Here is a 20718-nt window from a genome sequence, read left to right as displayed (position 1 = left end):
AGGGAAAGGGAACAACCAGTGTCACGCGGACAATTCTATCTCGACAAGTCGAACGCCAAGCTGGCCGGCGTCTGCTCCGGCATTGCGGACTATACCGGCGTCGACACGCTCTGGATTCGCATCGCAGCCGTGCTGCTGACCTTCTTCGTCTCCTTCGTGACGATCCCGATCTACATCGCCGTCGCCCTCATGGCGGACAAGCGGCCGATGAGCCTTTACAGCGAAGACGAGGAAGAGCGCCTGCTGCGCCGCATGGAACGCCGCCGAAATCGCCAGGGCTTCGGACACAACCTGATGCGCTCGGCACCGAACCGTTCTGGTCGCCTGCGCAGCGAACTTTCGGACATCGACCGCCGCGTCGCCGAGATGGAAGCGCACTACACCAGCAGCAATTCGCGCCTCGCCGCCGAAATCGACAGCCTGCGCTGATACGCAGGCTGCCAACACCGGGTAACAGGGATTAGCCCAAGATGGATTCTCACACTCTCGCCCTCCTCATCCCGCTGGCCCCGTTCATGATTGCGGGCTTCGCGATCTGGACCCGGCACCAGCGCCGCATGGCCGAACTGCAGGTGACGGCCACCGCCGAAAAGGCCGCGCAATACGCCTCCCACTCCCGCGAGCTGGAAGAGCGCGTGCGGGTGCTGGAACGCATCATCACTGACGGCGGCTACGATACCGCGCTCCAGATCGAGGCCCTGCGCGACGTGCGCGAAACCGAAAAGGCCCCCACTGACAAGGCGACCCGGCAATGAGCTTCGGGGACTTCGTCGGGCTGGCCACCTTCATGGGCGGGATGGTCGCGATAGCGGCGATCCTGGCCGGGGCCTACAAACGCCGCCTCGCCTTCCTCGAACGCAAGCTGGAGATCGCGGCGGGGCAAACGGCCGAAAAGGCCGCCCGCCACGCCGCCCCCAATGCCGCGATCGAGAACCGCCTGCGCGTGCTGGAAACCATCATCACCGACGGCGCCTGGGACACCGCGCGCCAGATCGAATCGCTGCGCGCGCCGGATGGCGAGCCGCGCGCGAACTGACGGGGGGCCGACGAACATGGACCACATTCTCGAAATGCTCTCGCCCCTGCTGGTCGCCGCCACGGCGCTGGGCATCGGCGGCTGGATCTTCAACAACTGGCTGCGCATGCGCCACGGCTATCCGCTGGAGAATTCCTGGGGCAAGGCCGTCTATCCCCGGGACAATGGCGAGGCCCAGGCCCGCGTCCAGTTGATCACCCAGGAAAACGCCCAGCTTCGCGCAGAGATCGGCGCGATCAAGGACCGCCTCGCCAGCGTCGAGCGGATTGTCACGGATCAGGGTTATGATGTAGCCCGTCAGATCGAGAGCCTGCGAGAGGCTCGCCACGATGCCCGCCGCGAGGTGACCCAATGAGCTTCTGGACTGCCGTAGTCGTCATCTTCGCGATCGCCGCGGTAACCTGGCTCCGTGCCCAGAAACTGCGCGGAGAAAAGCCGGGCTTCCGACTGGACGGCCATGGCGAGCGCGAACACGAACTGGAAGCCGAAGTCGAGAAATTGCGCAAGCGCATCGCCGTGCTCGAACGCATCGCCACCGACGAGCGCCGCGAAAAGGATCTCGCACGCGAAATCGAGTCGCTGCGGGATTGAGATGACGTCGTCCCGGATCAAGGCCGGGACGACGCCTTCTATTACGGCACCTTCGCATCCAGTTCCGCCAGCCACACCGCCGCGCTGGCATCGGACGGCGCGCGCCAGTCTCCGCGCGGAGACAGCGCACCGCCGGAGGACACCTTCGGCCCGTTCGGCACGGCGGAGCGCTTGAACTGGCTGAACGCGAAGAAGCGGCGCAGGAACTTCTCCAGCCAGGAACGGATCGTGGCAAGGTCGTACGCGTTCTTGCGATCGTCCGGGAAGCCCGCAGGCCAGGTGCCCGCCGCCGCTTCACGCCAGGCGTGGAGCGCCAGGAACGCCACTTTCGACGGCTTCTGCCCGAAGCGGACGATGTGGTGCAGGAAGAAGTCGTTGAGTTCGTAAGGCCCGATCTTCGCCTCGGTGCTCTGGATCGCGCCGTCCGCCCCGGCAGGCACGAGTTCGGGCGAAATTTCGGTGCCGAGAATCGCCAGTAGCACCTCTTCGGTCTCTGCGCCGAACTGGTCGGTGGTGGCGCACCAGCGGATCAGGTATTGGATCAGCGTCTTGGGCACGCCGGCGTTGACCGTGTAATGGCTCATCTGGTCGCCGACGCCGTACGTGCACCAGCCCAGCGCCAGTTCGGAGAGGTCGCCGGTGCCGATCACGAAGCCGTCGTTCTGATTGGCCAGGCGGAACAGGTAATCGGTGCGCAGGCCCGCCTGCACGTTCTCGAACGTCACATCGTAGACCGGCTCGCCATTCGAGAAGGCATGGCCGATATCCTTGAGCATCGTCGTGGCGGCCGGGCGGATGTCGATCTCTTCGGCGTGGATGCCCACGGCCTTCATCAGCGTCCAGGCATTGGACTTGGTGCCCTCGCTGGTGGCGAAACCGGGCATCGTGTAGCCGCGAATGAACGTGCGCGGCAGGCCCAGCCGGTCGCAGGCGCGCGCGGCAACGATCAGCGCGTGAGTCGAATCGAGCCCGCCAGAGATGCCGATGACCATCGACCTGGCGCCCGTCGCCTCGATGCGGCGCATCAACCCGCCCACCTGGATGTTGAACGCCTCGTAGCAGTCGGCATCGAGCTTGTCGGCGCGCGAGGGCACGAAGGGGAAGCGCGAGACCGGACGGATCAGGCCGATATCGCCGCCCGCCGGGGCATGGCGGAACGGCACGGTGCGGAAGGTCTCGTCCGGCCGGCCTGCCACTTCACCCGCGTCGTTGAACGTGGGGACGCGGATGCGGTCCATCATGATGCGGTCGACATCGACATCGGCGATGCAGAGTTCCGCTTCCAGCGAGAAGCGCTCGCTCTCTGCCAGCAGGTCGCCCAGTTCGTAGACGATGCCCTGCCCGTCCCACGCCAGGTCGGTCGTGCTCTCGCCATGCCCGGCAGCGGAATAGATGTAGGCCGCCGTCGCGCGGGCGGACTGCGAGCGGCAGAGCAGATGCCGTTCGTCCGACTTGCCGATCACGATGTTGGAGGCGGAGAGGTTGCACAGGATCGTCGCTCCGGCGAGCGCACCCAGCGAGCTTGGCGGGGTGGCGGCCCAGATATCCTCGCAGATCTCCACGGCGAAGCGGAAGTTCGGCAGCACTTCGGACGCGAAGACGAGATCGACGCCGAAGGGCACGTCCTGCCCGTTCACGCGGATGGTCTGGCCCTTGATCGTCTTGCCGCTGGCGAACCAGCGCTTTTCGTAGAACTCGCGGTAATTGGGCAGGTAGGACTTGGGCACCACGCCCAGCAGCCGCCCATGCGCGATGGCGAGCGCGCAGTTATAAAGCCGCCCCTTGTGGGACAGCGCCGCGCCGACCAGCAGCACAGGGGAGAGATCGGCGCTTGCCCGCACGATCTCCGCCACGGCCGCTTCCACCGCCTCGATCATCGCGCCCTGCAAGTGCAGGTCGTCGATCGCGTAGGAGGAGATGCAAAGTTCCGGGAAGACCACCAGGTCGACATGCGCCTCATGCGCGCGCTGCGCCTCCGCCAGCACGGCATCGCGATTGAAGGCGACATCGGCAGTGCGGACCTTGGGCGTGGAGGCGGCGACGCGCACGAAGCCGTGTTCGTGCATGGCGTAGAAAGGATGTGCACTCATGGGCAAATCCCTGACAGGAACCGCGACGTGAGGCAACTTCCCCTTGCCCTCCCCCGTGCCGCGCTTAAATGGCGAGAGATGCGCAGCCTCGACGACATCCGCGAAGAATACGAGTTTTCCGAAGGCGATGAACGCTATCGCCTGCTGATCGGCCTTGGCGCCGAACTCGATCCCATGCCCGACGCGCTGAAGACGGACGCCACCAAGGTGCGCGGCTGCTCGGCCAGCGTCTGGGTCTATCCGATGGCGCGGGAGGACGGCACGCTGCACTTCCTGGCGGACAGCAATGCGGCAATCACCAAGGGCATCGTCTCGCTGGTGATCGCCGCCGTGCAGGACCGCCCCGCCGCCGAAGTCGCCGAAACCGACATCGCGGCCGCCCTGGCGCCGTTCGACCTCAAGAACCAGCTCTCGTCCAACCGGACGCAGGGCGTGCCGAACATGATCGCGCTGATCCGCGAGACGGCCGCCCGCTACGCCTCCGGACAGAACGCAGGCAGCACGACTTGAAGAAGGCCAGCCGCCCGCTCTGGATGGCAGCGGGGCTGTTCTTCGTCGCGCTCGGAACGATCGGCATCTTCCTCCCGGTCATGCCTACGGTGGTGTTCTACCTGCTGGCGGCCTGGTGCTTCGGCAAGAGCCATCCCGAATGGGCCGAGCGGCTCTACAACCACCCTACCCACGGTCGCCACTTGCGCGATTGGCGCGACCGGCGCGCGATCAGCCGCAAGGGCAAGGTCTCCGCGATCCTGGCGATGAGCGCTTCGATTCCCTTCACCTGGTTCACGGTGGGCTGGCCCTGGGTGCTGATCCCGGCCGGAGTGCTGCTGGTGATCGGCCCCTGGATCTGGACGCGCGCGGAATAGCCACGACGTCGCCCCGGACTTGATCCGGGAAGAAGGGCTCGCAGCGCTACTCCACCGCGTCCCGCAGCACGGCGATTCCCTGCTGGCGCTGGCGGCGCAGTTCCTGCTTCAGCACGGCCGGATCGCGCGCGATCACGAAGCCGAAGCTCACCCCGCCCTCTTTGCCGATGGTCGCATGGTGCAGCTTGTGCGCCTGGACCAGCCGCTTGGCATAGCCCCGCTTGGGCACCCATCGGAAATAGCGCTGATGGACGAGGCCGTCGTGGATCAGCGTATAGATCACGCCATAGAGCAGTACGCCCAGCCCGATCCAGGTTCCCGGCGCCCATGCCCCGGCACCCATGACCAGCGGCGAACCCAGCGCAAACATCGAAATGCTGATCGCCGCGCCGACCAGCGCGTAGAGATCGTTCCTTTCGAGGAGGTTGTCGTGCGGCTCGTGATGGTCGCGGTGCCAGGCCCAGCCGAACCCATGCATGATGTACTTATGGCTCGCCCAGGCGACGAATTCCATCGCTGCGGCAGAAGCGAGCACGATCAGGGCTGCGGAGAGAAACGACATGATCCCCGTTCTAGTCGCTTGGCTGCGCGTTGTCAGGTGCCGAGGATGGTCAAATGACGGTTTCGGCGGAATGTGCCGCGCGGCGGGCAGCCAGGAGAGAAAAGTTTGGAATGCAGATGCAGCCGCAGCGGCGCGGGGCCGGTACGGCTGCCCTGCATTCCTTATCTTTCAGGCGGCCTCTCCCGTCGGGTCGCAGAGGCCGTCTACAGTCTCGTGGCTGCGACACTTAGTTACAAATGCCGACAGGACTGTGACCGGTGAGTCTTCTGCCGTTCATGTTGAGACTTTTAAATCTGAATGCACGGAACAAATCCCGGAAAAAGAAGGAAAGTCCCATGCGCAAGATCACCCGTTTCATCGCTCCCGCCCTTGTCGCGGCCCTGGGTTTCTCGGCCGTCGCGCCGGGCATTGCCGAAGCGGCCGCGCCGCACCGCGAAGCCGCGCGCATCACGCCCAATCGCGAAGCCAAGATCCGCTCGGACATCGCCGGACTGCGCGGCGAGATCGACCGCGCTGCCGCCCGCCGCACGATCAGCCAGCGTGAAGCCACCGGCCTGCGCAACGACGCGGTCCAGATCCAGCGCCTCCATTCGACTTACGCCCGCGGCGGCCTGAGCCCGCGCGAGATGCAGACCCTGCAGGGCCGGATCGACCGCGTCCACGCTGCGCTCCATGCCGAACGCAACGACCGCAACGGCCACCGCCGCTGAGGACCGCGACGCACAGGCAGCCGGGGCGAGAAGCCCCGGTTGACCGCTTAGCGAATAATGTTGCGCGAAAAGGCACGCCCGTTCCCCTTGAATTGCGGGGCGGGCGGGCCTAATCGCGCTTTCACCATGACCACGAAACCGCGCACCCTCTACCAGAAGATCTGGGACGCCCACGTCGTCGACACGCGAGACGACGGAACCAGCCTCATCTATATCGACCGGCACCTCGTCCACGAAGTGACGAGCCCGCAGGCCTTCGAAAGCCTACGCGTGGCCGGCCGCCCGGTGCGGCGCCCCGATCTTACCCTTGCGGTTCCCGACCACAACCTGCCGACCACCGCGCGCAAGGATGCGCAGGGGCATGTGTTGCCCATCGCCGACCCCGAAAGCGCGCAGCAGCTGGCCGCGCTCAAGAGAAATGCGCCGGAATTCGGCATTCGCTATATCGACGCCACCGATGCCGAACAGGGCATCGTCCACGTCGTCGGACCCGAGCAGGGCTTCTCGCTCCCCGGCGCCACCATCGTCTGCGGTGACAGCCACACGGCCTGCCACGGCGGCATCGGCGCGCTGGCCTTCGGCATCGGCACCAGCGAGGTCGAACATGTCCTCGCCACGCAGACCCTGCTGCTCAAGCAGTCGAAGAGCTTCGAAGTCCGCGTCGACGGCAAGCTGGGCGCGGGCATCACCCCCAAGGACGTGGTGCTCCACATCATCGGCGTGATCGGCACGGCCGGCGGCACCGGCTACGTGATCGAATTCCGCGGCAACGTCTTTGAGGAAATGTCCGTCGAAGGCCGCCTGACCGTCTGCAACATGGCGATCGAGGGCGGCGCCCGCGCCGGCCTGATCGCTCCGGACGAGACCACGTTCGCTTATGTCGAAGGCCGCCCCTACGCCCCGCAGGGCGATGACTGGGACAAGGCCCTGGCCTGGTGGAAGAACCTGGCGACCGACGAAGGCGCGACGTTCGACAAGACCGTCTCGATCCGCGCCGAGGATATCCAGCCGACCGTCACCTGGGGCACCAGCCCCGAGGACACGTCGGCCATCGGCGGCGTCGTTCCCGCGCCGGAAGACTTCGCCGACGCCTCCAAGCGTGACGCGGTGAAGGTCAGCCTCGACTACATGGGCCTCACCCCCGGCACCCGCCTCACCGAAGTGGAAGTGCAGAACGTCTTCATCGGCTCGTGCACCAACAGCCGCATCGAGGATATCCGCGCCGCCGCCGCCGTGCTCAAGGGCCGCCACAAGGCAGACAACGTGAAGTGGGCGATCGTCGTCCCCGGCTCGGGCCTGGTGAAGGCCCAGGCCGAGGCCGAAGGGCTCGACAGGATCATCATCGAAGCGGGCCTGGAATGGCGCGAACCGGGCTGCTCGGCCTGCCTCGCCATGAACCCCGACAAGGTGCCGGCAGGCGAACGCTGCGCCTCGACCAGCAACCGCAACTTCACCGGCCGCCAGGGCCCCGGCAGCCGTACCCACCTGATGAGCCCGGCCATGGCCGCCGCCGCCGCGGTGACCGGCAAGCTCACCGACGTGCGCGAACTGGTAGGATAAGAACGACATGTCCAACGATTCCGAAAACAACCTCGCCGGCCGCGCCGCTCTGGCAGCCGGTGCCGCCATCGGCTCGGCCGCGATCGCCGCGGCCCTGCTCTTCGTGAAGCGCCGCAAGGCCCGCGCGAACGAAAAGCCGCTGCACCCCGAACAGGCGCCCGAGACCGACTGATGCAGGCCATTTCCCACGTCGCCGGACGGGCCATCCCGTTCGGCCGCAAGAACGTCGACACCGACGTCATCATCCCGGCCCACTGGCTCAAGACCATCACCCGCGAAGGCCTTGGCAAGGGCGCGTTCGAGGCGGTGAAGAAGGAACCGGACAACGTCTTTGCGGACCCCGAGTTCGCAGGCGCGCCGATCCTGATCGCGGGCGACAACTTCGGTTGCGGCTCCAGCCGCGAACATGCCGCCTGGGCGCTGCTCGACATGGGCGTGACCTGCGTGATCGCGCCGAGCTTCTCGGACATCTTCTCGGGCAATGCCTTCAAGAACGGCATCCTCACCGTGGCGCTGCCGCAGGCGGCGATCGACCGGCTGATGGAAGTGGCGCAGACCGATCCGATCGACATCGACCTGGAAACCCAGACCGTAACCACGCGCTTCCAGGATCGCTACGGTTTCGAGATCGACCCGTTCCGCAAGCACTGCCTGCTGGGCGGGCTCGACGAAGTCGGCCTGACCATGGCGCAGGGCGATGCCATCTCGGCCCACGAGGCCAGGGCGCGCAGCGACCTGCCGTTCCTGGCGAAGACTCCGGCGAGCGCCTGAACCGGCTGTCGTCCCGGACCCGGTCCGGGACGACGCATCGCAAATCGCCATTGCCCCGACCCGCTTCGCGCCCTATCGGCAGGATAAGCCCTAGATCGAGGTTATCCGATGACGAGTTTCCAGGACCGCGAACGCGCCGAAGAGGCCAAGTTCGTGCATGACGCAGACACCCAGTTCCGCATCCAGGCGCGCCGCAACCGCCTGCTGGGCGAATGGGCCGCCGTGCGCATGGGGCTTTCTTCCGCCGAGACCGAGGCTTACGCCAAGGCCGTCGTCCAGGCCGACTTCGAGGAAGCCGGCGACGAGGACGTGGTCCGCAAGCTGCTGGGCGATCTCATTGCTGCCGGTGTGGACGCGTCCGAAAACGAAATCCGCACCGCACTCGAAGCCAAGCAGGTCGAGGCGCGCCGCGCCTTCCTGGGCTGAACAGTCGTTTTCGGGCCGCGCCGGACATTCCGGTCCGGCCTGAAGATGCCCCGGCCAAGAGCCGAACGAAAGGAACCAGGCCATGGCCATGTCCGCCAGCGAAATCGAAGCCATGATCCGCACCGCCCTGCCCGACGCATCGGTCGAGATCACGGATCTTGCCGGTGACGGCGACCATTATGCCGCGCGCGTCACCAGCGCCGCTTTCGCGGGCAAGCCCCGCGTGGCCCAGCACAAGATGGTCTACGAAGCCCTTGGCGGCCGCATGGGCGGCGTGCTCCACGCCTTGCAACTCACCACCGCCGTCCCCAACTGAAGCCGGCATCGGAGCATTTTCAAGTCAGGTGAAATCACCCGACGGCCCGGAAAATGCGGCGAACAAAAGAAACGCAGAACATGATACGTTCATGGTCTAGTCTGAAGGTTTATTGAAATGTCCGACGTCAACGCGCGCATCGACGAGATTGTAAAGAACAACGACATCGTCCTGTTCATGAAGGGCACCCCGCTGTTCCCGCAGTGCGGCTTTTCCAGCCGCGCGATCGCCATCCTCGAACAGCTCGGCGCGCCTTACGAGAGCGTCGACGTGCTGCAGGACATGGACATCCGCCAGGGCATCAAGGCCTATTCGGAATGGCCGACGATCCCGCAGCTCTACGTAAAGGGCGAATTCGTCGGCGGCAGCGACATCATGATGGAAATGTACGAGGCTGGCGAACTGCACCAGCTCTTCATCGATACCGGCCTCGCCACCCAGGGCTGATCCCGGATCGATCGAATGCCAAGGCGCCCGGGGGCAACTCCGGGCGCTTTTTCGTGCGCGCCCTCCCTTCGCAGATGCAGATGCACCCCGCCTGGGGCGTGCAAACTTCGGAGGGGCGATTTCGGGGGGTGGAGGGCTCGGGGAGACGGGGCCGGGAGACATTCGGCCCCGTCTCGTTCGAGACTACTCGAGGGTACGTTATCCTATAAGCATGAGCCGTGCCAAATGGCAAATCTCCCGGTTTTCCGCCAATGGCCATGCACCCGCGCCTTCCAGGAACCCTGCAAGTGTAAAGCCGCCCGACAGTTTGCAGCCGGATCGTCGCGCAAGGCTGGCATGACAATTCCGCTTGCCTCCCCGCCTAGGGCACGCAAACTCGCGGGCATGACTCTCTATGCTCCCAGCAACGATCCGATGCCGGCGGATGGCCCCAAAGTGGTGCCGGCAGCGACCCTGGTGATCTTCCGCAACGCGGCCGACGGCGGCCCACCGGAACTGCTGATGGTCCAGCGCGCCCGCGAAATGCGCTTCGCCGGAGGTGCCGCGGTGTTTCCCGGCGGCCGCGTCGACCCGGCCGACCGCGAACTGGCCGCCGCGCTCCTGCCCTCAGAACCCATCGAACTCGCCTCCGCCCGCATCGCCGCCATTCGCGAAACCCTGGAGGAGACCGGGTTGATGGTCGCCACGCACCGGCCCGTCAGTGCCGAGGAAGCCGCTCAGGGCCGCCTGCTCCTGCTGGAACGCGGCACGCTGGCGCCGGTGCTGGAACATTTCGGCTGGGACCTCGCCCCCGAACGCCTCGTGCTCTACGCGCACTGGTGTCCGCCGTGGGACAAGGGCTTCGACACGCGCTTCTTCGTCACCGACCTCGGCACCGGCGCGGTGGACGTCACGGTCGATGCCACGGAGAATACCCGCCTGTTCTGGACGAGCGCGGCGCAGGCGCTGGACATGACTGCGCGGGGCGAGATCGCGGTGATCTTTCCCACCCGCCGCAACCTGGAGCGCCTTGCCCGCTTTGCCAGTCACGCGGACGCGCTGGCCGATATCCGGCGCCATCCCGTGGAGCGCATCCACCCCCGGATCGAGACGATCGAGGGCGAGGAATGGCTGATGATCCCCGACGGCCACGGCTATCCGGTGCGCGGGCAACTCAAGGCCGCTGCCGACCGCGGCTGATCCGCGATCGGCCAGAGGCCGGGTTCAGGCAGGCTCAGGCCAGCTCCGGCTCGGGTTCCAGCGAGGCGCGCGGGCCTTCGACTTTCGGGCCGGTCGCTCCGTAGAGCCCGAAAGCGACCGCGAGTGCGAAGAACACCACCATGCCCTTGATCGCGGCATCGTAGCTGCCGGTAAGCGTGAAGGCCTTGGCCGAACCGATCACCGCCGAAGCGATGAACGGCAGCCCGATCAGCGTGTTGAGCCCGAAGCCCCGGCTGTAGCTGGCCTGGCCGAAGCTGTCTGACAAGCCGCGGCCCAGCGTCGGGATCGCGCCCACGCCGTGCATGCCGATCAGCGCCACCACCACCGCGGTCATGGCAAAGGGCGGGTGCAGCAGCAGGACCAGCCACAGCAGGGCGCAATCGAAGCCGATCAGCGCCAGAGAGCGACCGCCGCCCAGCTTGTCGGCAATCCAGCCGAACATCACCGATCCGGCGATCCCGGCCAGCGACATGATCGACTGGAGCTGCGCGGACTCGGCCCGGGTGAAGCCCCAGGATTCGCCCATGGGCACCAGCAGCGAACCCAGCATCACCGAACTCGTCATGCTGGCGATTCCCGCGAGGCACAGCGCCCAGAAGCGCGGCCTGGCAAGGAGCTGCGCCACGCTGAGCGAGCCGTCCGACGTGCGCCGGCTGCCGGCCGCGGGCGCGGCGGTCTCCCCGCTGGGAGGATGGTCGATGGTCATCAGGCTGAGCGGGATCATGACCGCTGCGGCCACCAGTCCGATCGCAAGGTAGATGGTGGTGGGCGACACGCCGTCGAGCGTCTCGTGGAGCAGCCAGGGCATGATCGCGATCACCACCGGCAAGTGCACCACGCCCAGCGCCAGTCCGCGATTGCGATGGAACCAGCGCGTCACCAGGGTGGCCGGGCCCACCGATCCGGCCAGGCTCAGGGCGGGGCCGAAGAACAGACCGTAGGCGACGAGGTAGAGCGCATAGCTCTGCGTGAAGGCCAGCAGCAGATAGCCGCCCACCGTCAGCAGGGCGCCCACCAGCAGGAGCAGCCGCAGCGAGACTTTCGCGATCAGCACGCCCACGAAAGGCGCCAGTATCGACGAGCCGACCAGGACCAGCGGAATCCCCGCCGCCGCCGCCTCTGCGCTGACGCCCAGGCGCTGCTCGACCGACGCCAGCAGGATGCCGAAGGACCCCATCACGGTGCCGATCACCAGATTATGCGAAACCCCCGCGATCACGCCCATTCGGACGGCCTTGGGGTGGTTGGGAATATCCGGCGTGTTGCCGGCTGCATGGGCCATGGTTCTCTCCCGGATGGCGAAGTGCCGGCTTTTCGCCGCGCATGTCTTTGCCGGGAGGATACGTGGGTGCGGGACGCTGGCGAGGAGATTGGCCGCGCCGCCGGGAAATACCGCCCCGGCGAAAAGGTGATGGCCTGCCCGTTTGAAGGGAGACAGTCGGAAAGGGGCGGCGAGGGTAAGAGGGGCGGCTAGCCGACGGCGCGCCACTCCGGCGTGAAAGTGGCGTGCAGGCGCACCAGATGGTCCACCACCGGCCCGTGGAGCGGCCGGTCGAACTCGACGCCGGCGCAGTCTCCGCTGATCCAGCGGATGATGCCGGTCAGCCCTTCCAGCGCCTGCGGACGAATCACCACGCGCATGCCCACGCGGAAAAGCAGCCCCGTCGTCGCCACGCAGCAGCCCTCTGCCGTGATGTCCGAAATCTCGCCTTCGTCACGCAAGCCATTGGCAGTGCGGCATTGTGCTGCCAGCGAGATCGGCTGTCGTGTGGATCGGCGCTGCAGGAAGGGGCGGTTCATCATCCGGTTATGACGCAAACCGGTTGATCAACCCTTAAATCGCCTCAGGCCGGAGCCTCGACGCCGCGCTTTTCTTCCTGCCCTTGCGCCGCCAGTCTCCGGGCGAGCACGGCGCAGACCATGAGCTGGATCTGGTGGAAGAACATCAGCGGCAGGATGATCGCGCCGACCTGGGCGGCCGGGAACAGCACGCCCGCAAGCGGAACGCCGGTGGCCAGGCTCTTCTTGGAGCCGCAGAACAGGATCACCACCCGGTCCTCGTGCGAAAAGCCCAGCATCCGGCCCAGCAGGTTGCCGATCACCATGATCGCGGCGAGCAGGGCCAGCGACAGCAGCGCGATCAGGGCCAGTTCGCCCAGCGTCACCTTCTGCCACAGCCCGTCGAGCACCGCGGCGCCGAAAGCGGTATAGACCACCAGCAGGATCGAGCCGCGATCGGTGTAGCCCAGCATCTTCTTGTGCCGCTGCACGAAGCCGCCGATCCACGGCCGCAGCAAGTGTCCTGCCACGAAGGGAAGAAGGAGCTGCAGCGAGATCGAGACGATCGGGTCGGTGGAGAAACCTTGCGCCTTGCCGGTGATAAGCAGCGCCGTCAGCACCGGCGTGATGAAGATGCCCGCCAGGTTCGAGAACGAGGCGCTGCACACGGCCGCCGCCACATTCCCGCCCGCAATGGCCGTGAAGGCGATCGAGGACTGCACGGTGGAGGGCAGCAACGTCAGGAACAGCACGCCGGTCGCCAGGGAAGGCTCCAGGCCGGGAATGGCCCGGATGCCCAGACCCAGCAGCGGGAAGATCACGAACGTCAGGCTCGCCACGGTCAGGTGCAGCTTCCACGCCCGCGCGCCGTCGAGGATCGCTTCCCGCGAAAGCTTGGCGCCGTGCAGGAAGAACAGCAGCGCGATGGCCGCGTCGGCAACGCCGCCGGCAATGCCCGCCCAGATGCCGCGCGCCGGCAGTACCGAGGCCAGGCCCACGGTCGCAAGCAGCATGAGAAGATAGGGGTCGAGGTTCAGGCGGGCGAGAAGGCGGTTCATGCCGCCCTCTCTAGGGCGGCAGGCCGCGCGGCAAAAGCCCCCGGAGTGCGCCGTGGACGCACAAAAACTTGAGAACGCTCCCCTGGCACCGGCGTGACCCCGGCAAGGCATGCGTGAAGAGGGAGGAATTGGCGCGCCCGACAGGGTTCGAACCTGTGACCCCAAGCTTAGAAGGCTCGTGCTCTATCCAGCTGAGCTACGGGCGCGCGTCGCGCTCCCCATAGCGCGGTTCGCCGCAGAGGCAAACCGCGCTATGGACGCAACTTGTGCTTTGCCCCGTTGCGGCGGCAGGTTACGCACAGCCGATGAGCGAAGCAGACCTTTCCAGCCCAGCCTCTTCCAGCCCCGCATTTTCCGATGCGGGCCTCTCGCGTATCGACGGGATGGCCGGTGCGCGGCGTCATTTCCGCTATTTCGACTATATGCTGGTGGCTTTCGTGGTCATCCTGCTGCTCTCCAACCTGATCGGCGCAGCCAAGCAGGCGGAAGTCTCCTTCCCCGTCATCGGCCCGGTCACGTTCGGCGCGGGCGTGCTGTTCTTCCCGGTCTCCTACATCATCGGCGACGTGCTGACGGAGGTCTACGGCTATGCCAATGCCCGCCGCTGCATCTGGGCGGGCTTTTTCGCGCTGCTGTTCATGGTGGTGATGAGCGTGGTCGTGGTGGAAATTCCTGCCAGCCCGGATTGGGCGCTCGCCTCTGCAACTTACACCGTCGCCGGCAAGCAGGTGACCGCACCGAACCAGGCGGCCTACTACGCGATCTTCGGCCAGACCCCGCGCATCGTCTTCGCCTCCGTCTGCGCCTTCTGGGCCGGGGAGTTCGTGAATTCCTTCGTCCTGGCGCGCATGAAGGTCATGACCCAGGGCAAGCATCTCTGGACCCGCACGATCGGCTCGACGATCTTCGGCGAAGGCGTGGACAGCGCGCTGTTCTACCCCCTCGCCTTCCTCGGCGTGGCCGGCTTCACCCCGCACTCGATCGCCTTGCTCGCGCTGACCCAGTGGCTGATCAAGACCGGCTGGGAAGTGGTGCTCACCCCGGTGACGTACCTGGTCGTCGGCTGGCTGAAACGGCGCGAAGGCGTGGATGTGTTCGACAGCAACGTGGACTTCTCTCCTTTCGCCAAGACCCGCAGGGCGGCGGGACACGCCGAATAAAGGCTCCGAATAAACCGCGCCTCCCGCTTGGCATGACCGGCCCGCGCCGGTAGGCCCGCCGGCGACCATGCTCGATCGCATCCTCCTGTCCCGTTTCCGCAACCACCGCGAGACCGCGGTGGAAGGCACGGCGCAGTTCAACCTGCTGGTGGGGGAGAACGGCGCAGGCAAGACCAATGTGCTGGAGGCGATCTCGCTGCTTTCGCCTGGCCGCGGTCTGCGCCGTGCCGGGCTTGCCGACATGCCGGGGCAGGATTTCGACGGCGGCTTCGCGGTGAGCGCGGCCCTGCTCGTGGCGGACGAGGAGCCGGTGCAGCTGGGAACCGGCGTCCTGCCTGAGCGTCCCGGCCGCCGCCTGGTCCAGATCAACGGCGCCGAAGCCCCGGCCGTGCGCCTGGCGGAATGGATGTCGATCGGCTGGCTGACCCCGGCCATGGACCGGCTTTTCGTGGAAGGGGCCGGCGCCCGGCGGCGTTTCCTCGACCGGCTGGTGCTCGCCGTGCGGCCGGACCACGCCAGCCATGCCACCCGGCTGGAAAACGCGCTGCGCGAACGCAATCGCCTGCTCTCGGACGACATGCCGCCCGATCCGCGCTGGCTGGACGCAATCGAGCTGCAACTGGCGGAATCCGGATCGATGGTCGCCGCCGCCCGCGCCGAACTGGTCGAGCGACTGGAGCAGACTCTTGCCGCCCTGCCCGATTCGCCTTTCGCGCGTCCTTCGCTGGCCTATCAGCCGGGTGGACCGATCTCTTCCGAGGGCCTCGCCCGTGCCCTGCGCGAAGGCCGCGCCCGCGAACGCGCCGCGCAGCGCACTCTGACCGGCCCGCATCGCGACGAGATCCTGGTGACCATGGCCGGCAAAGGGCCGGGCAAGGGCCAGGCCGCCGCCGAATGCTCGACCGGTGAGCAGAAAGCGATGCTGATCGCGATTACGCTGGCCCATTCGCAGCTGCTGGAAACCGGGGCCGAACAGCGTCCCCGTCTGCTGCTGCTGGACGAAGTCGCCGCCCATCTCGATCCCGTGCGCCGCGAAGCCCTGTTCGACCGCCTGCGCGCGGGCTCGGCGCAAGTCTGGCTGACCGGTACCGAACTCGCCCCCTTCGACGCCATCGCCGGCGAGGCCGCCGTCTGGGAAGTGCGTTCGGGCGCGGTGCACCGGCTGGGATAGCCCCCCGCCCCTTGCGCTGCGGGTATCGTCAGCCGCCCTGCTTCGGCAAGGCATCCACCACGTCGTCCACCGTCGCGCTGACGATGGCATCGATGCCCAGCGCAGTGGGATGGACGTGGTCCTTCTGCATCAGGTCCGGCTTGTCGATCACCGGCTGGAGAAAGAACGGCACCAGCGTCGCCCCGTATTTCTGCGCTAGTTGCGGATAGATCGGGTTGAAGGTCGCGGCATAGTCCTTGCCCAGATTGGGCGCCGCCATCATGCCAAGCAGCACCACGCGGATATTGTCGCCCTTCAGGCGCTTCAGGATTTCCTCGAGGTTCCTGCGCGTCTCCGCCGGGGGCAGCGAGCGCAGCATGTCGTTGCCGCCCAGGCTGACGATGGCCAGCTCCGGCTTGGGAGACTGGCTTTCCAGCGTGAAATTGAGCCGTTCCAGACCCGCCGCGGTGGTATCGCCGGAAACCCCGGCATTGGCGATCTTCGCGTTGACGCCCCGCACGCGCAGCGCCTGTTCCAGCCGGTCCGGGTAGCTTTCGCCGTCGTCCAGGCCATAGCCTGCCAGCAGCGAATCCCCGAAGGCGAGGATCGGCCGCTCCGGGCCCATGGCCGGAATCGGCGGCGGCGCATCGACGGCGCTCTGCGTCCGGTCAGGCGCGGGCGGCGCGGCCTTGTCGCAGGCGCCGAGCAGGAATGGCAGCAAGAGCGAAGGGACGAGCAGGGCTTTCGCGTGAACGCGCAAGGCTTTCTCCTTGAACTACGGGGCTTTGCCCACCCATATGGGACCGGTGAGCAATCCTTCCCAGCCCCCCGCCCCCTCAATTCTTGCGCAGGACCTGCGCCTGACCCTCGGCAGCGGCGACAGCGCCGTCGAAATCCTGAAGGGCATCGACCTTTCCGTGCCGCAAGGACAGACCCTGGCGCTGCTTGGCCCGTCCGGTTCGGGCAAGTCTTCGCTGATGTCGGTGCTTTCCGGGCTGGAGCGTGCCAGCAGCGGTGCGCTGAGCGTGGCGGGGCAGGACTTTTCGGCCATGGATGAGGACGCCCTCGCCCGCGCCCGGCGCGGCCGGATCGGCGTCGTGCTCCAGGCCTTCCATCTCCTGCCGACGATGACGGCGCTTGAAAACGTGGCGACGCCGCTGGAACTCGCCGGGATGGACAATGCCCGCGAACGCGCCGAAGCGGAACTTGCCGCGGTCGGGCTGGGGCACCGCCTGTCACACTATCCGGCCCAGCTTTCCGGCGGCGAGCAGCAGCGCGTGGCCATTGCCCGCGCGCTGGCGCCGCGCCCTTCGCTCGTCTTCGCGGATGAGCCGACCGGCAATCTCGATGCCGCCACCGGCGCCACCATCGTCGACCTGCTCTTCGCCCGCCGCGCGGAAGCAGGCGCCACCCTGCTCATCATCACTCATGACGAAAGCCTTGCCGACCATTGCGAACGCGTGGTGACGCTGGCGGACGGCCGGATCGCCAGCGACCGGTTCCGGGCGCAAGGCGCGAGCGCTGGTCTTGCCTGACCCCGCCTCCGCGCCGACCCTGCCCTGGCGCACCGCCTGGACCCTCGCCCGCCGCGACCTTTCGGCGCGGTTCAAGGGCCTGCGGCTGCTGCTCGTCTGCCTGTTCCTGGGGGTCGGCGCGATCGCGGCGATCGGCACTCTCACCGGCTCGATCGAGCGCGAACTGACGACGCGCGGCCGCGAAGTGCTGGGCGGCGATATCGAGCTGAAGACCTGGCAGCGCAGCCTTTCGGACAAGGAACTGAATGCGCTTTCCCGCTACGGCCAGGTCTCGCCGGGCTTTCGCCTTCAGGCCATAGCCCGCAAGGGCGATCTCACGGCCCCGGTCGCGCTGAAGGCCGTCGACGCAAAATGGCCGCTCTATGGGCGGCTCGAACTCCAGGACGGCCGCAAGGTCGGCGCACCGCCTGCCGGATCGGTCTGGCTTTCGGAAGGAACCGCCGCGCGCCTGGGCGTAAGCCGGGGCGACAGCGTCTCGATCGGCGGCGTGGAGCAGCGGGTGGGCGGCGTGATCGCCAGCGACCCGGAGAAGCTTTCGGAAGGCTTCGCGCTGGGCGACACCGCGATCTCCGCGCTCGACCTGCCCTCGCGCGCCGGGCTGACCGACCCCGGCGCCATGTACCGCAGCGCCACGCGCGTCCGGTTCGCGGATGCGATGCGCGACCCGGACGCCGTGGTCGATGCACTGAAGAAGCGTTTCGGCGACGATGCCTTCGACACCCGCACCCGCAAGGCCGCTTCGCCTTCCACCCAGCGTTTCGTCAGCCGCATGGGCCAGTTCCTCGCGCTTGTCGGTCTGGCCGCGCTCGTCATCGCCGGCATCGGCATCGGCGGCGGCGTGTCATCCTATCTCGAAGCGCGGCGCGCCTCGATCGCCACGCTCAAGGTGCTGGGCGCGACGAGCCGCGACATTGCCCGCATCTACCTCCTGCAAGTCGGCGCGGCGGCGCTGGTCGGCAGCCTGGCCGGATTGCTGGCAGGCGTGCTGGTAACCCCGTTGCTGGCGCGCTCTCTCGGCGCGCTCCTGCCTGTCGACACGGGCTTCACCGTCTCTCCTGCGGCCCTGCTGACAGCGACAGGCTACGGCCTGCTGGTCGCGCTCGTCTTCGCCGCGCCGCCGCTGGCCCGTGCACGCAGCTTCCCCGCCATGGCGCTGATGCGCGCGCAAGTCTCGCCGCTCATGGCTCCGCGCCGGACCTGGTTGCTCCCCGTCGGACTGGGACTCGCCGCCATCGTCGCCCTCGCCCTGCTCAATGCCGCGCAGCCGCTGGTGACGCTGGGCTTCCTCGGCGGCGCCGCGCTCATGCTCGGCCTGCTCGCACTGATCGGCCTGGGCATTCGCCGGGCCGCCGCGCACCTGCCCAGGCCGCGCGACCCGATGCTGCGCGCCGGTCTCGCCAACCTCTATCGCCCCGGCGCCCAGACCGGCGCCCTGGTGACCGCCCTCGGCTTCGGCCTCTCCGCATTCGTTCTGATCGCCGCCGTCCAGACCAGCCTCGACGCCAATATCCGCAAGACCGTGCCCGCCCGCGCGCCAGACTTCTTCGTGCTCGACGTGCCCAAAGACAAAGCCGGAGCATTCCAGGACATCGTCGCGCAGCAGGTTCCCGGCGCGGTTGTGAAGATGGTTCCAAACTTGCGCGGCCGGATCCTCGCCTATGGACCGCGGGACCACATGACGCGCGTGTCCGACCTGAAGGAAATCCCCGAGGACGCCTGGGCGCTGAAGGGCGAGCGGGGCCTGACCTATTCGGTCGGCGTGCCTGAAGGCAGCACCGTCACGTCCGGCCGGTGGTGGCCCGAGATCCACCGCGGCGAGCCGCTCGTGTCGCTCGACGAGAAATTTGCCCAGACCGTGGGGCTGAAGGTGGGGGACTATGTGACGGTGGGCGTGCTCGGTGTCGAGCGGACCGCGCGGGTGGCCGCACTGCGCCGGATCGACTGGGACACCCTGGGCTTCAATTTCGTGCTGGTCTTCTCGCCCAACACTCTGGCGGGGGCGCCGCACAACCTGGCCGCGACGATCGAAGTGCCGCCGGGCCATTCCACGCGCGGGCTGCTGCCACGGCTGGCCCGTGCGTTCCCGTCCAGCTCGGTGATCGAAACCGGCACCCTGCTGCGCGATGCGCGCGGACTGCTGGACCAGATGACCCTGGCCATCCTCGCGGCCGCTTCGGTGGCGGTGCTGGCCGGGCTGGCCGTGCTGTTCGGCGCCATCGCCGCGGCGCGCGCCAGCCGGACCTATGACAACGTGATCCTGCGCGTGCTGGGCGCCAGCCGGGGCCAGCTCCTGCTGCTCCAGCTTGCCGAATACGGCCTGATCGCCGCCGTGCTGGCGCTTGTGGCACTGGCCGCGGGCAGCGCCATGGCCTGGGCAGTGATCGTCAAGCTCTTCGAGTTCGACTGGCTGCCGGACTGGCCGCGCATCCTGATGGTGCTGGGCGCCGGCCTGATCGTGATCCTGACTTTCGCCCTGGCCGGCTCGCTGCCGCTGTTGCGAGCGAAACCGGCACGGGCCCTGAGGGAGCTTTAGCGCCGGACGACCGGCGCCGCCTCAGGCGAAGACTTCAGCGCCGGTGGGATCGCGGGGATCCATGCCGAAACGGTTGGGACCGGGCGTGCCGGGCAGGCAGGTGATTACGAAAGAAGCGATGGTCGCGATCCAGCCCACAAAGGGAATCAGCCCCAGCACGATGAAGCCGAGATACCACCAGCCGCTCATGTCACGGTCGTGGAATCGGCGCACGGCAACGGCGATGCTCGGAATGAAGACCGCAAGGCTGTAGAGACCGGCCAGGCCGATCAGGACGAAAAATCCGGTGCCGAACAGCAACGAGGGATCGCCGCCCTGCTCGATCTGCTGGAAAGCGCCCAAGGACAGGCCGAGCCCCATCGAGATGCCGAAAATCACCGCGAAGACGATGAAATTGAGCAAGGCGAAGCCCCAGTATTCGATGCGAAGCGAACGGCCCGAAAAGTCGGCATAACGCTTGAATGGCATGATCATGTATTCGAACATGTTTTCCCCCTCAGGTTCGACAGCGTGTTCAAGGACTTGCACTATAGACGCCCGCTTCGGGACGGCAAGCCGCGCATGGCAGGCCCTGCGAACAGCCGCTGCGGTCAAGGAACGCCAAAGGAAAAGGGGCGCTCGGGCAAGACCCGGCGCCCCTGGCTGAGTTTGCGTTCCCTTGCGTCTCCTCCCTGCCGCGCGGGTTCGCCTTGTCACGCTCCGGCTGTGTGCCGGTAACGCGCCGCCGCGCCCGTAGAGGCGCAGCTGGATTCCTTATCGTCGGTCTGGCGAAGCCGCCCTTGCTGGGGAGCCTTCGGCATTCCTCTCCCGGCGGCGGTGCTCTTTTCGGTCACCGTCTCACCCTGATTACGAAGCCGACCCTAAAAGGATAAAGCGGGCAAAACAATCACTCATGCGGCTGATCCTCCGCTTCCCGTTCGATTGTGAC

26 protein-coding genes and 1 tRNA gene are annotated in these 20718 nt (G+C 67.0%); 19 read left to right on the top strand and 8 right to left on the bottom strand.

Going from position 1 to position 20718, the window contains the following annotated elements; genetic code table 11:
• The first annotated feature begins 18 nt into the window (after window positions 1-18).
• Genes EDF57_RS17650 through EDF57_RS17630 form a run of 5 tightly spaced genes read left to right on the top strand, consistent with a single transcriptional unit; the run spans window position 19 to window position 1627 of the window.
• Complete coding sequence (locus EDF57_RS17650) at window positions 19-429, top strand: PspC domain-containing protein (RefSeq protein ID WP_134095222.1); 411 nt, start codon at window positions 19-21, stop codon at window positions 427-429.
• 41 nt (window positions 430-470) lie between these two features.
• Window positions 471-755, top strand: coding sequence for a hypothetical protein (locus EDF57_RS17645; protein ID WP_132265050.1), 285 nt, complete (start codon window positions 471-473; stop codon window positions 753-755).
• Entirely contained in the window at window positions 752-1036 is a 285-nt protein-coding gene (locus EDF57_RS17640; protein ID WP_132265048.1) for a hypothetical protein, read from the top strand. The genes EDF57_RS17645 and EDF57_RS17640 overlap by 4 nt, the downstream gene beginning before the upstream one ends.
• 16 nt (window positions 1037-1052) lie before the next feature.
• Window positions 1053-1391: a hypothetical protein gene (locus EDF57_RS17635; RefSeq protein ID WP_134095221.1), complete on the top strand. Its 339-nt coding sequence runs from the start codon at window positions 1053-1055 to the stop codon at window positions 1389-1391.
• Window positions 1388-1627 carry a hypothetical protein gene (locus EDF57_RS17630; RefSeq protein WP_134095220.1) on the top strand — a complete coding sequence of 80 codons (240 nt, stop codon included), beginning with the start codon at window positions 1388-1390 and terminating at the stop codon, window positions 1625-1627. Before EDF57_RS17635 ends, EDF57_RS17630 begins: the two co-directional genes overlap by 4 nt.
• A 41-nt stretch (window positions 1628-1668) precedes the next feature.
• Here the strand turns inward: EDF57_RS17630 and EDF57_RS17625 are convergent, their stop codons facing one another.
• Window positions 1669-3717: an NAD(+) synthase gene (locus tag EDF57_RS17625; protein ID WP_134095219.1), complete on the bottom strand. Its 2049-nt coding sequence runs from the start codon at window positions 3715-3717 to the stop codon at window positions 1669-1671.
• 78 nt (window positions 3718-3795) lie between these two features.
• Between EDF57_RS17625 and EDF57_RS17620 the strand changes: the two genes are divergently transcribed.
• The gene (locus tag EDF57_RS17620) at window positions 3796-4227 is read left to right on the top strand and encodes a SufE family protein (RefSeq protein WP_132265355.1); all 432 of its coding nucleotides are present in this window, start codon (window positions 3796-3798) and stop codon (window positions 4225-4227) included.
• A complete protein-coding gene (locus EDF57_RS17615) occupies window positions 4224-4583 on the top strand; it encodes a YbaN family protein (RefSeq protein WP_132265040.1) in 360 nt (119 codons plus the stop codon). Before EDF57_RS17620 ends, EDF57_RS17615 begins: the two co-directional genes overlap by 4 nt.
• Window positions 4584-4629: 46 nt before the next feature.
• Here EDF57_RS17615 and EDF57_RS17610 read toward each other — a convergent pair whose 3' ends face one another.
• On the bottom strand, window positions 4630-5145 hold the full coding sequence (locus EDF57_RS17610) for a sterol desaturase family protein (protein WP_132265038.1): 516 nt from the start codon (window positions 5143-5145) through the stop codon (window positions 4630-4632).
• A gap of 335 nt (window positions 5146-5480) precedes the next feature.
• On the opposite strand from EDF57_RS17610, the gene EDF57_RS17605 reads away from it, so the two are divergent.
• The 8 genes from EDF57_RS17605 to EDF57_RS17575 all read left to right on the top strand — a co-directional run bounded on the left by EDF57_RS17605 (window position 5481) and on the right by EDF57_RS17575 (window position 10554).
• Window positions 5481-5855: a hypothetical protein gene (locus tag EDF57_RS17605; protein WP_132265036.1), complete on the top strand. Its 375-nt coding sequence runs from the start codon at window positions 5481-5483 to the stop codon at window positions 5853-5855.
• 126 nt (window positions 5856-5981) lie between these two features.
• Window positions 5982-7415 carry a 3-isopropylmalate dehydratase large subunit gene (leuC, locus tag EDF57_RS17600; protein ID WP_132265034.1) on the top strand — a complete coding sequence of 478 codons (1434 nt, stop codon included), beginning with the start codon at window positions 5982-5984 and terminating at the stop codon, window positions 7413-7415.
• Between the two features lie 7 nt (window positions 7416-7422).
• Window positions 7423-7587, top strand: a complete 165-nt coding sequence (locus EDF57_RS25555) for a hypothetical protein (protein ID WP_165921371.1) — start codon at window positions 7423-7425, stop codon at window positions 7585-7587.
• Window positions 7587-8186, top strand: coding sequence for a 3-isopropylmalate dehydratase small subunit (gene leuD / locus EDF57_RS17595; RefSeq protein WP_132265032.1), 600 nt, complete (start codon window positions 7587-7589; stop codon window positions 8184-8186). Before EDF57_RS25555 ends, leuD begins: the two co-directional genes overlap by 1 nt.
• A gap of 108 nt (window positions 8187-8294) precedes the next feature.
• Window positions 8295-8612, top strand: a complete 318-nt coding sequence (locus EDF57_RS17590) for a DUF1476 domain-containing protein (RefSeq protein ID WP_134095218.1) — start codon at window positions 8295-8297, stop codon at window positions 8610-8612.
• Between the two features lie 82 nt (window positions 8613-8694).
• Complete coding sequence (locus EDF57_RS17585) at window positions 8695-8928, top strand: BolA family transcriptional regulator (protein ID WP_132265028.1); 234 nt, start codon at window positions 8695-8697, stop codon at window positions 8926-8928.
• A gap of 117 nt (window positions 8929-9045) precedes the next feature.
• Window positions 9046-9375, top strand: a complete 330-nt coding sequence (grxD, locus tag EDF57_RS17580; RefSeq protein ID WP_132265026.1) for a Grx4 family monothiol glutaredoxin — start codon at window positions 9046-9048, stop codon at window positions 9373-9375.
• Window positions 9376-9759: 384 nt separating this feature from the next.
• Window positions 9760-10554 (top strand): NUDIX domain-containing protein, encoded by a 795-nt coding sequence (locus EDF57_RS17575; protein WP_134095217.1) that lies wholly within the window; start codon window positions 9760-9762, stop codon window positions 10552-10554.
• A 34-nt stretch (window positions 10555-10588) separates the two neighbouring features.
• On the opposite strand, the gene EDF57_RS17570 is transcribed toward EDF57_RS17575, so the two are convergent.
• The 4 genes from EDF57_RS17570 to EDF57_RS17555 all read right to left on the bottom strand — a co-directional run bounded on the left by EDF57_RS17570 (window position 10589) and on the right by EDF57_RS17555 (window position 13618).
• On the bottom strand, window positions 10589-11857 hold the full coding sequence (locus tag EDF57_RS17570) for an MFS transporter (protein ID WP_134095216.1): 1269 nt from the start codon (window positions 11855-11857) through the stop codon (window positions 10589-10591).
• Window positions 11858-12045: 188 nt separating this feature from the next.
• The gene (locus EDF57_RS17565; protein ID WP_243841130.1) at window positions 12046-12375 is read right to left on the bottom strand and encodes a PilZ domain-containing protein; all 330 of its coding nucleotides are present in this window, start codon (window positions 12373-12375) and stop codon (window positions 12046-12048) included.
• A gap of 44 nt (window positions 12376-12419) precedes the next feature.
• The gene (locus EDF57_RS17560; protein ID WP_134095215.1) at window positions 12420-13412 is read right to left on the bottom strand and encodes a bile acid:sodium symporter family protein; all 993 of its coding nucleotides are present in this window, start codon (window positions 13410-13412) and stop codon (window positions 12420-12422) included.
• 129 nt (window positions 13413-13541) lie between these two features.
• Window positions 13542-13618, bottom strand: a tRNA-Arg gene (locus EDF57_RS17555).
• Window positions 13619-13717: 99 nt separating this feature from the next.
• On the opposite strand from EDF57_RS17555, the gene EDF57_RS17550 reads away from it, so the two are divergent.
• On the top strand, window positions 13718-14572 hold the full coding sequence (locus EDF57_RS17550; RefSeq protein ID WP_134095214.1) for a queuosine precursor transporter: 855 nt from the start codon (window positions 13718-13720) through the stop codon (window positions 14570-14572).
• 67 nt (window positions 14573-14639) lie between these two features.
• Window positions 14640-15743 (top strand): DNA replication/repair protein RecF, encoded by a 1104-nt coding sequence (gene recF / locus EDF57_RS17545; RefSeq protein ID WP_134095213.1) that lies wholly within the window; start codon window positions 14640-14642, stop codon window positions 15741-15743.
• A 28-nt stretch (window positions 15744-15771) separates the two neighbouring features.
• On the opposite strand, the gene EDF57_RS17540 is transcribed toward recF, so the two are convergent.
• Window positions 15772-16482 carry an arylesterase gene (locus EDF57_RS17540; protein WP_208324896.1) on the bottom strand — a complete coding sequence of 237 codons (711 nt, stop codon included), beginning with the start codon at window positions 16480-16482 and terminating at the stop codon, window positions 15772-15774.
• A gap of 37 nt (window positions 16483-16519) precedes the next feature.
• Between EDF57_RS17540 and EDF57_RS17535 the strand changes: the two genes are divergently transcribed.
• Complete coding sequence (locus tag EDF57_RS17535; protein WP_132265349.1) at window positions 16520-17257, top strand: ABC transporter ATP-binding protein; 738 nt, start codon at window positions 16520-16522, stop codon at window positions 17255-17257.
• The gene (locus tag EDF57_RS17530; RefSeq protein WP_134095212.1) at window positions 17250-19790 is read left to right on the top strand and encodes an FtsX-like permease family protein; all 2541 of its coding nucleotides are present in this window, start codon (window positions 17250-17252) and stop codon (window positions 19788-19790) included. The genes EDF57_RS17535 and EDF57_RS17530 overlap by 8 nt, the downstream gene beginning before the upstream one ends.
• Before the next feature lie 21 nt (window positions 19791-19811).
• On the opposite strand, the gene EDF57_RS17525 is transcribed toward EDF57_RS17530, so the two are convergent.
• Window positions 19812-20276, bottom strand: coding sequence for a DUF805 domain-containing protein (locus EDF57_RS17525; protein WP_132264976.1), 465 nt, complete (start codon window positions 20274-20276; stop codon window positions 19812-19814).
• Window positions 20277-20718: the final 442 nt, after the last annotated feature.

The organism is Novosphingobium sp. PhB55 (assembly GCF_004368805.1).
In the GTDB taxonomy this organism is placed as follows: Bacteria; Pseudomonadota; Alphaproteobacteria; order Sphingomonadales; family Sphingomonadaceae; genus Novosphingobium.
Note: the sequence above shows the minus strand (reverse complement) of the source record. Positions and strands in the feature narration are given on the sequence as shown.

Excerpts from the sequence above, each read along its gene's own strand:
- EDF57_RS17645 (WP_132265050.1), top strand. The coding sequence starts at position 471 with ATGGATTCTCACACTCTCGCCCTCCTCATCCCGCTGGCCCCGTTCATG.
- EDF57_RS17640 (WP_132265048.1), top strand. The coding sequence starts at position 752 with ATGAGCTTCGGGGACTTCGTCGGGCTGGCCACCTTCATGGGCGGGATG.
- EDF57_RS17635 (WP_134095221.1), top strand. The coding sequence starts at position 1,053 with ATGGACCACATTCTCGAAATGCTCTCGCCCCTGCTGGTCGCCGCCACG.
- EDF57_RS17630 (WP_134095220.1), top strand. The coding sequence starts at position 1,388 with ATGAGCTTCTGGACTGCCGTAGTCGTCATCTTCGCGATCGCCGCGGTA.
- EDF57_RS17625 (WP_134095219.1), bottom strand. The coding sequence starts at position 3,717 with ATGAGTGCACATCCTTTCTACGCCATGCACGAACACGGCTTCGTGCGC.
- EDF57_RS17620 (WP_132265355.1), top strand. The coding sequence starts at position 3,796 with ATGCGCAGCCTCGACGACATCCGCGAAGAATACGAGTTTTCCGAAGGC.
- EDF57_RS17610 (WP_132265038.1), bottom strand. The coding sequence starts at position 5,145 with ATGTCGTTTCTCTCCGCAGCCCTGATCGTGCTCGCTTCTGCCGCAGCG.
- EDF57_RS17605 (WP_132265036.1), top strand. The coding sequence starts at position 5,481 with ATGCGCAAGATCACCCGTTTCATCGCTCCCGCCCTTGTCGCGGCCCTG.
- leuC (WP_132265034.1), top strand. The coding sequence starts at position 5,982 with ATGACCACGAAACCGCGCACCCTCTACCAGAAGATCTGGGACGCCCAC.
- EDF57_RS25555 (WP_165921371.1), top strand. The coding sequence starts at position 7,423 with ATGTCCAACGATTCCGAAAACAACCTCGCCGGCCGCGCCGCTCTGGCA.
- leuD (WP_132265032.1), top strand. The coding sequence starts at position 7,587 with ATGCAGGCCATTTCCCACGTCGCCGGACGGGCCATCCCGTTCGGCCGC.
- EDF57_RS17590 (WP_134095218.1), top strand. The coding sequence starts at position 8,295 with ATGACGAGTTTCCAGGACCGCGAACGCGCCGAAGAGGCCAAGTTCGTG.
- EDF57_RS17585 (WP_132265028.1), top strand. The coding sequence starts at position 8,695 with ATGGCCATGTCCGCCAGCGAAATCGAAGCCATGATCCGCACCGCCCTG.
- grxD (WP_132265026.1), top strand. The coding sequence starts at position 9,046 with ATGTCCGACGTCAACGCGCGCATCGACGAGATTGTAAAGAACAACGAC.
- EDF57_RS17575 (WP_134095217.1), top strand. The coding sequence starts at position 9,760 with ATGACTCTCTATGCTCCCAGCAACGATCCGATGCCGGCGGATGGCCCC.
- EDF57_RS17570 (WP_134095216.1), bottom strand. The coding sequence starts at position 11,857 with ATGGCCCATGCAGCCGGCAACACGCCGGATATTCCCAACCACCCCAAG.
- EDF57_RS17565 (WP_243841130.1), bottom strand. The coding sequence starts at position 12,375 with ATGAACCGCCCCTTCCTGCAGCGCCGATCCACACGACAGCCGATCTCG.
- EDF57_RS17560 (WP_134095215.1), bottom strand. The coding sequence starts at position 13,412 with ATGAACCGCCTTCTCGCCCGCCTGAACCTCGACCCCTATCTTCTCATG.
- EDF57_RS17550 (WP_134095214.1), top strand. The coding sequence starts at position 13,718 with ATGAGCGAAGCAGACCTTTCCAGCCCAGCCTCTTCCAGCCCCGCATTT.
- recF (WP_134095213.1), top strand. The coding sequence starts at position 14,640 with ATGCTCGATCGCATCCTCCTGTCCCGTTTCCGCAACCACCGCGAGACC.
- EDF57_RS17535 (WP_132265349.1), top strand. The coding sequence starts at position 16,520 with ATGGGACCGGTGAGCAATCCTTCCCAGCCCCCCGCCCCCTCAATTCTT.
- EDF57_RS17525 (WP_132264976.1), bottom strand. The coding sequence starts at position 20,276 with ATGTTCGAATACATGATCATGCCATTCAAGCGTTATGCCGACTTTTCG.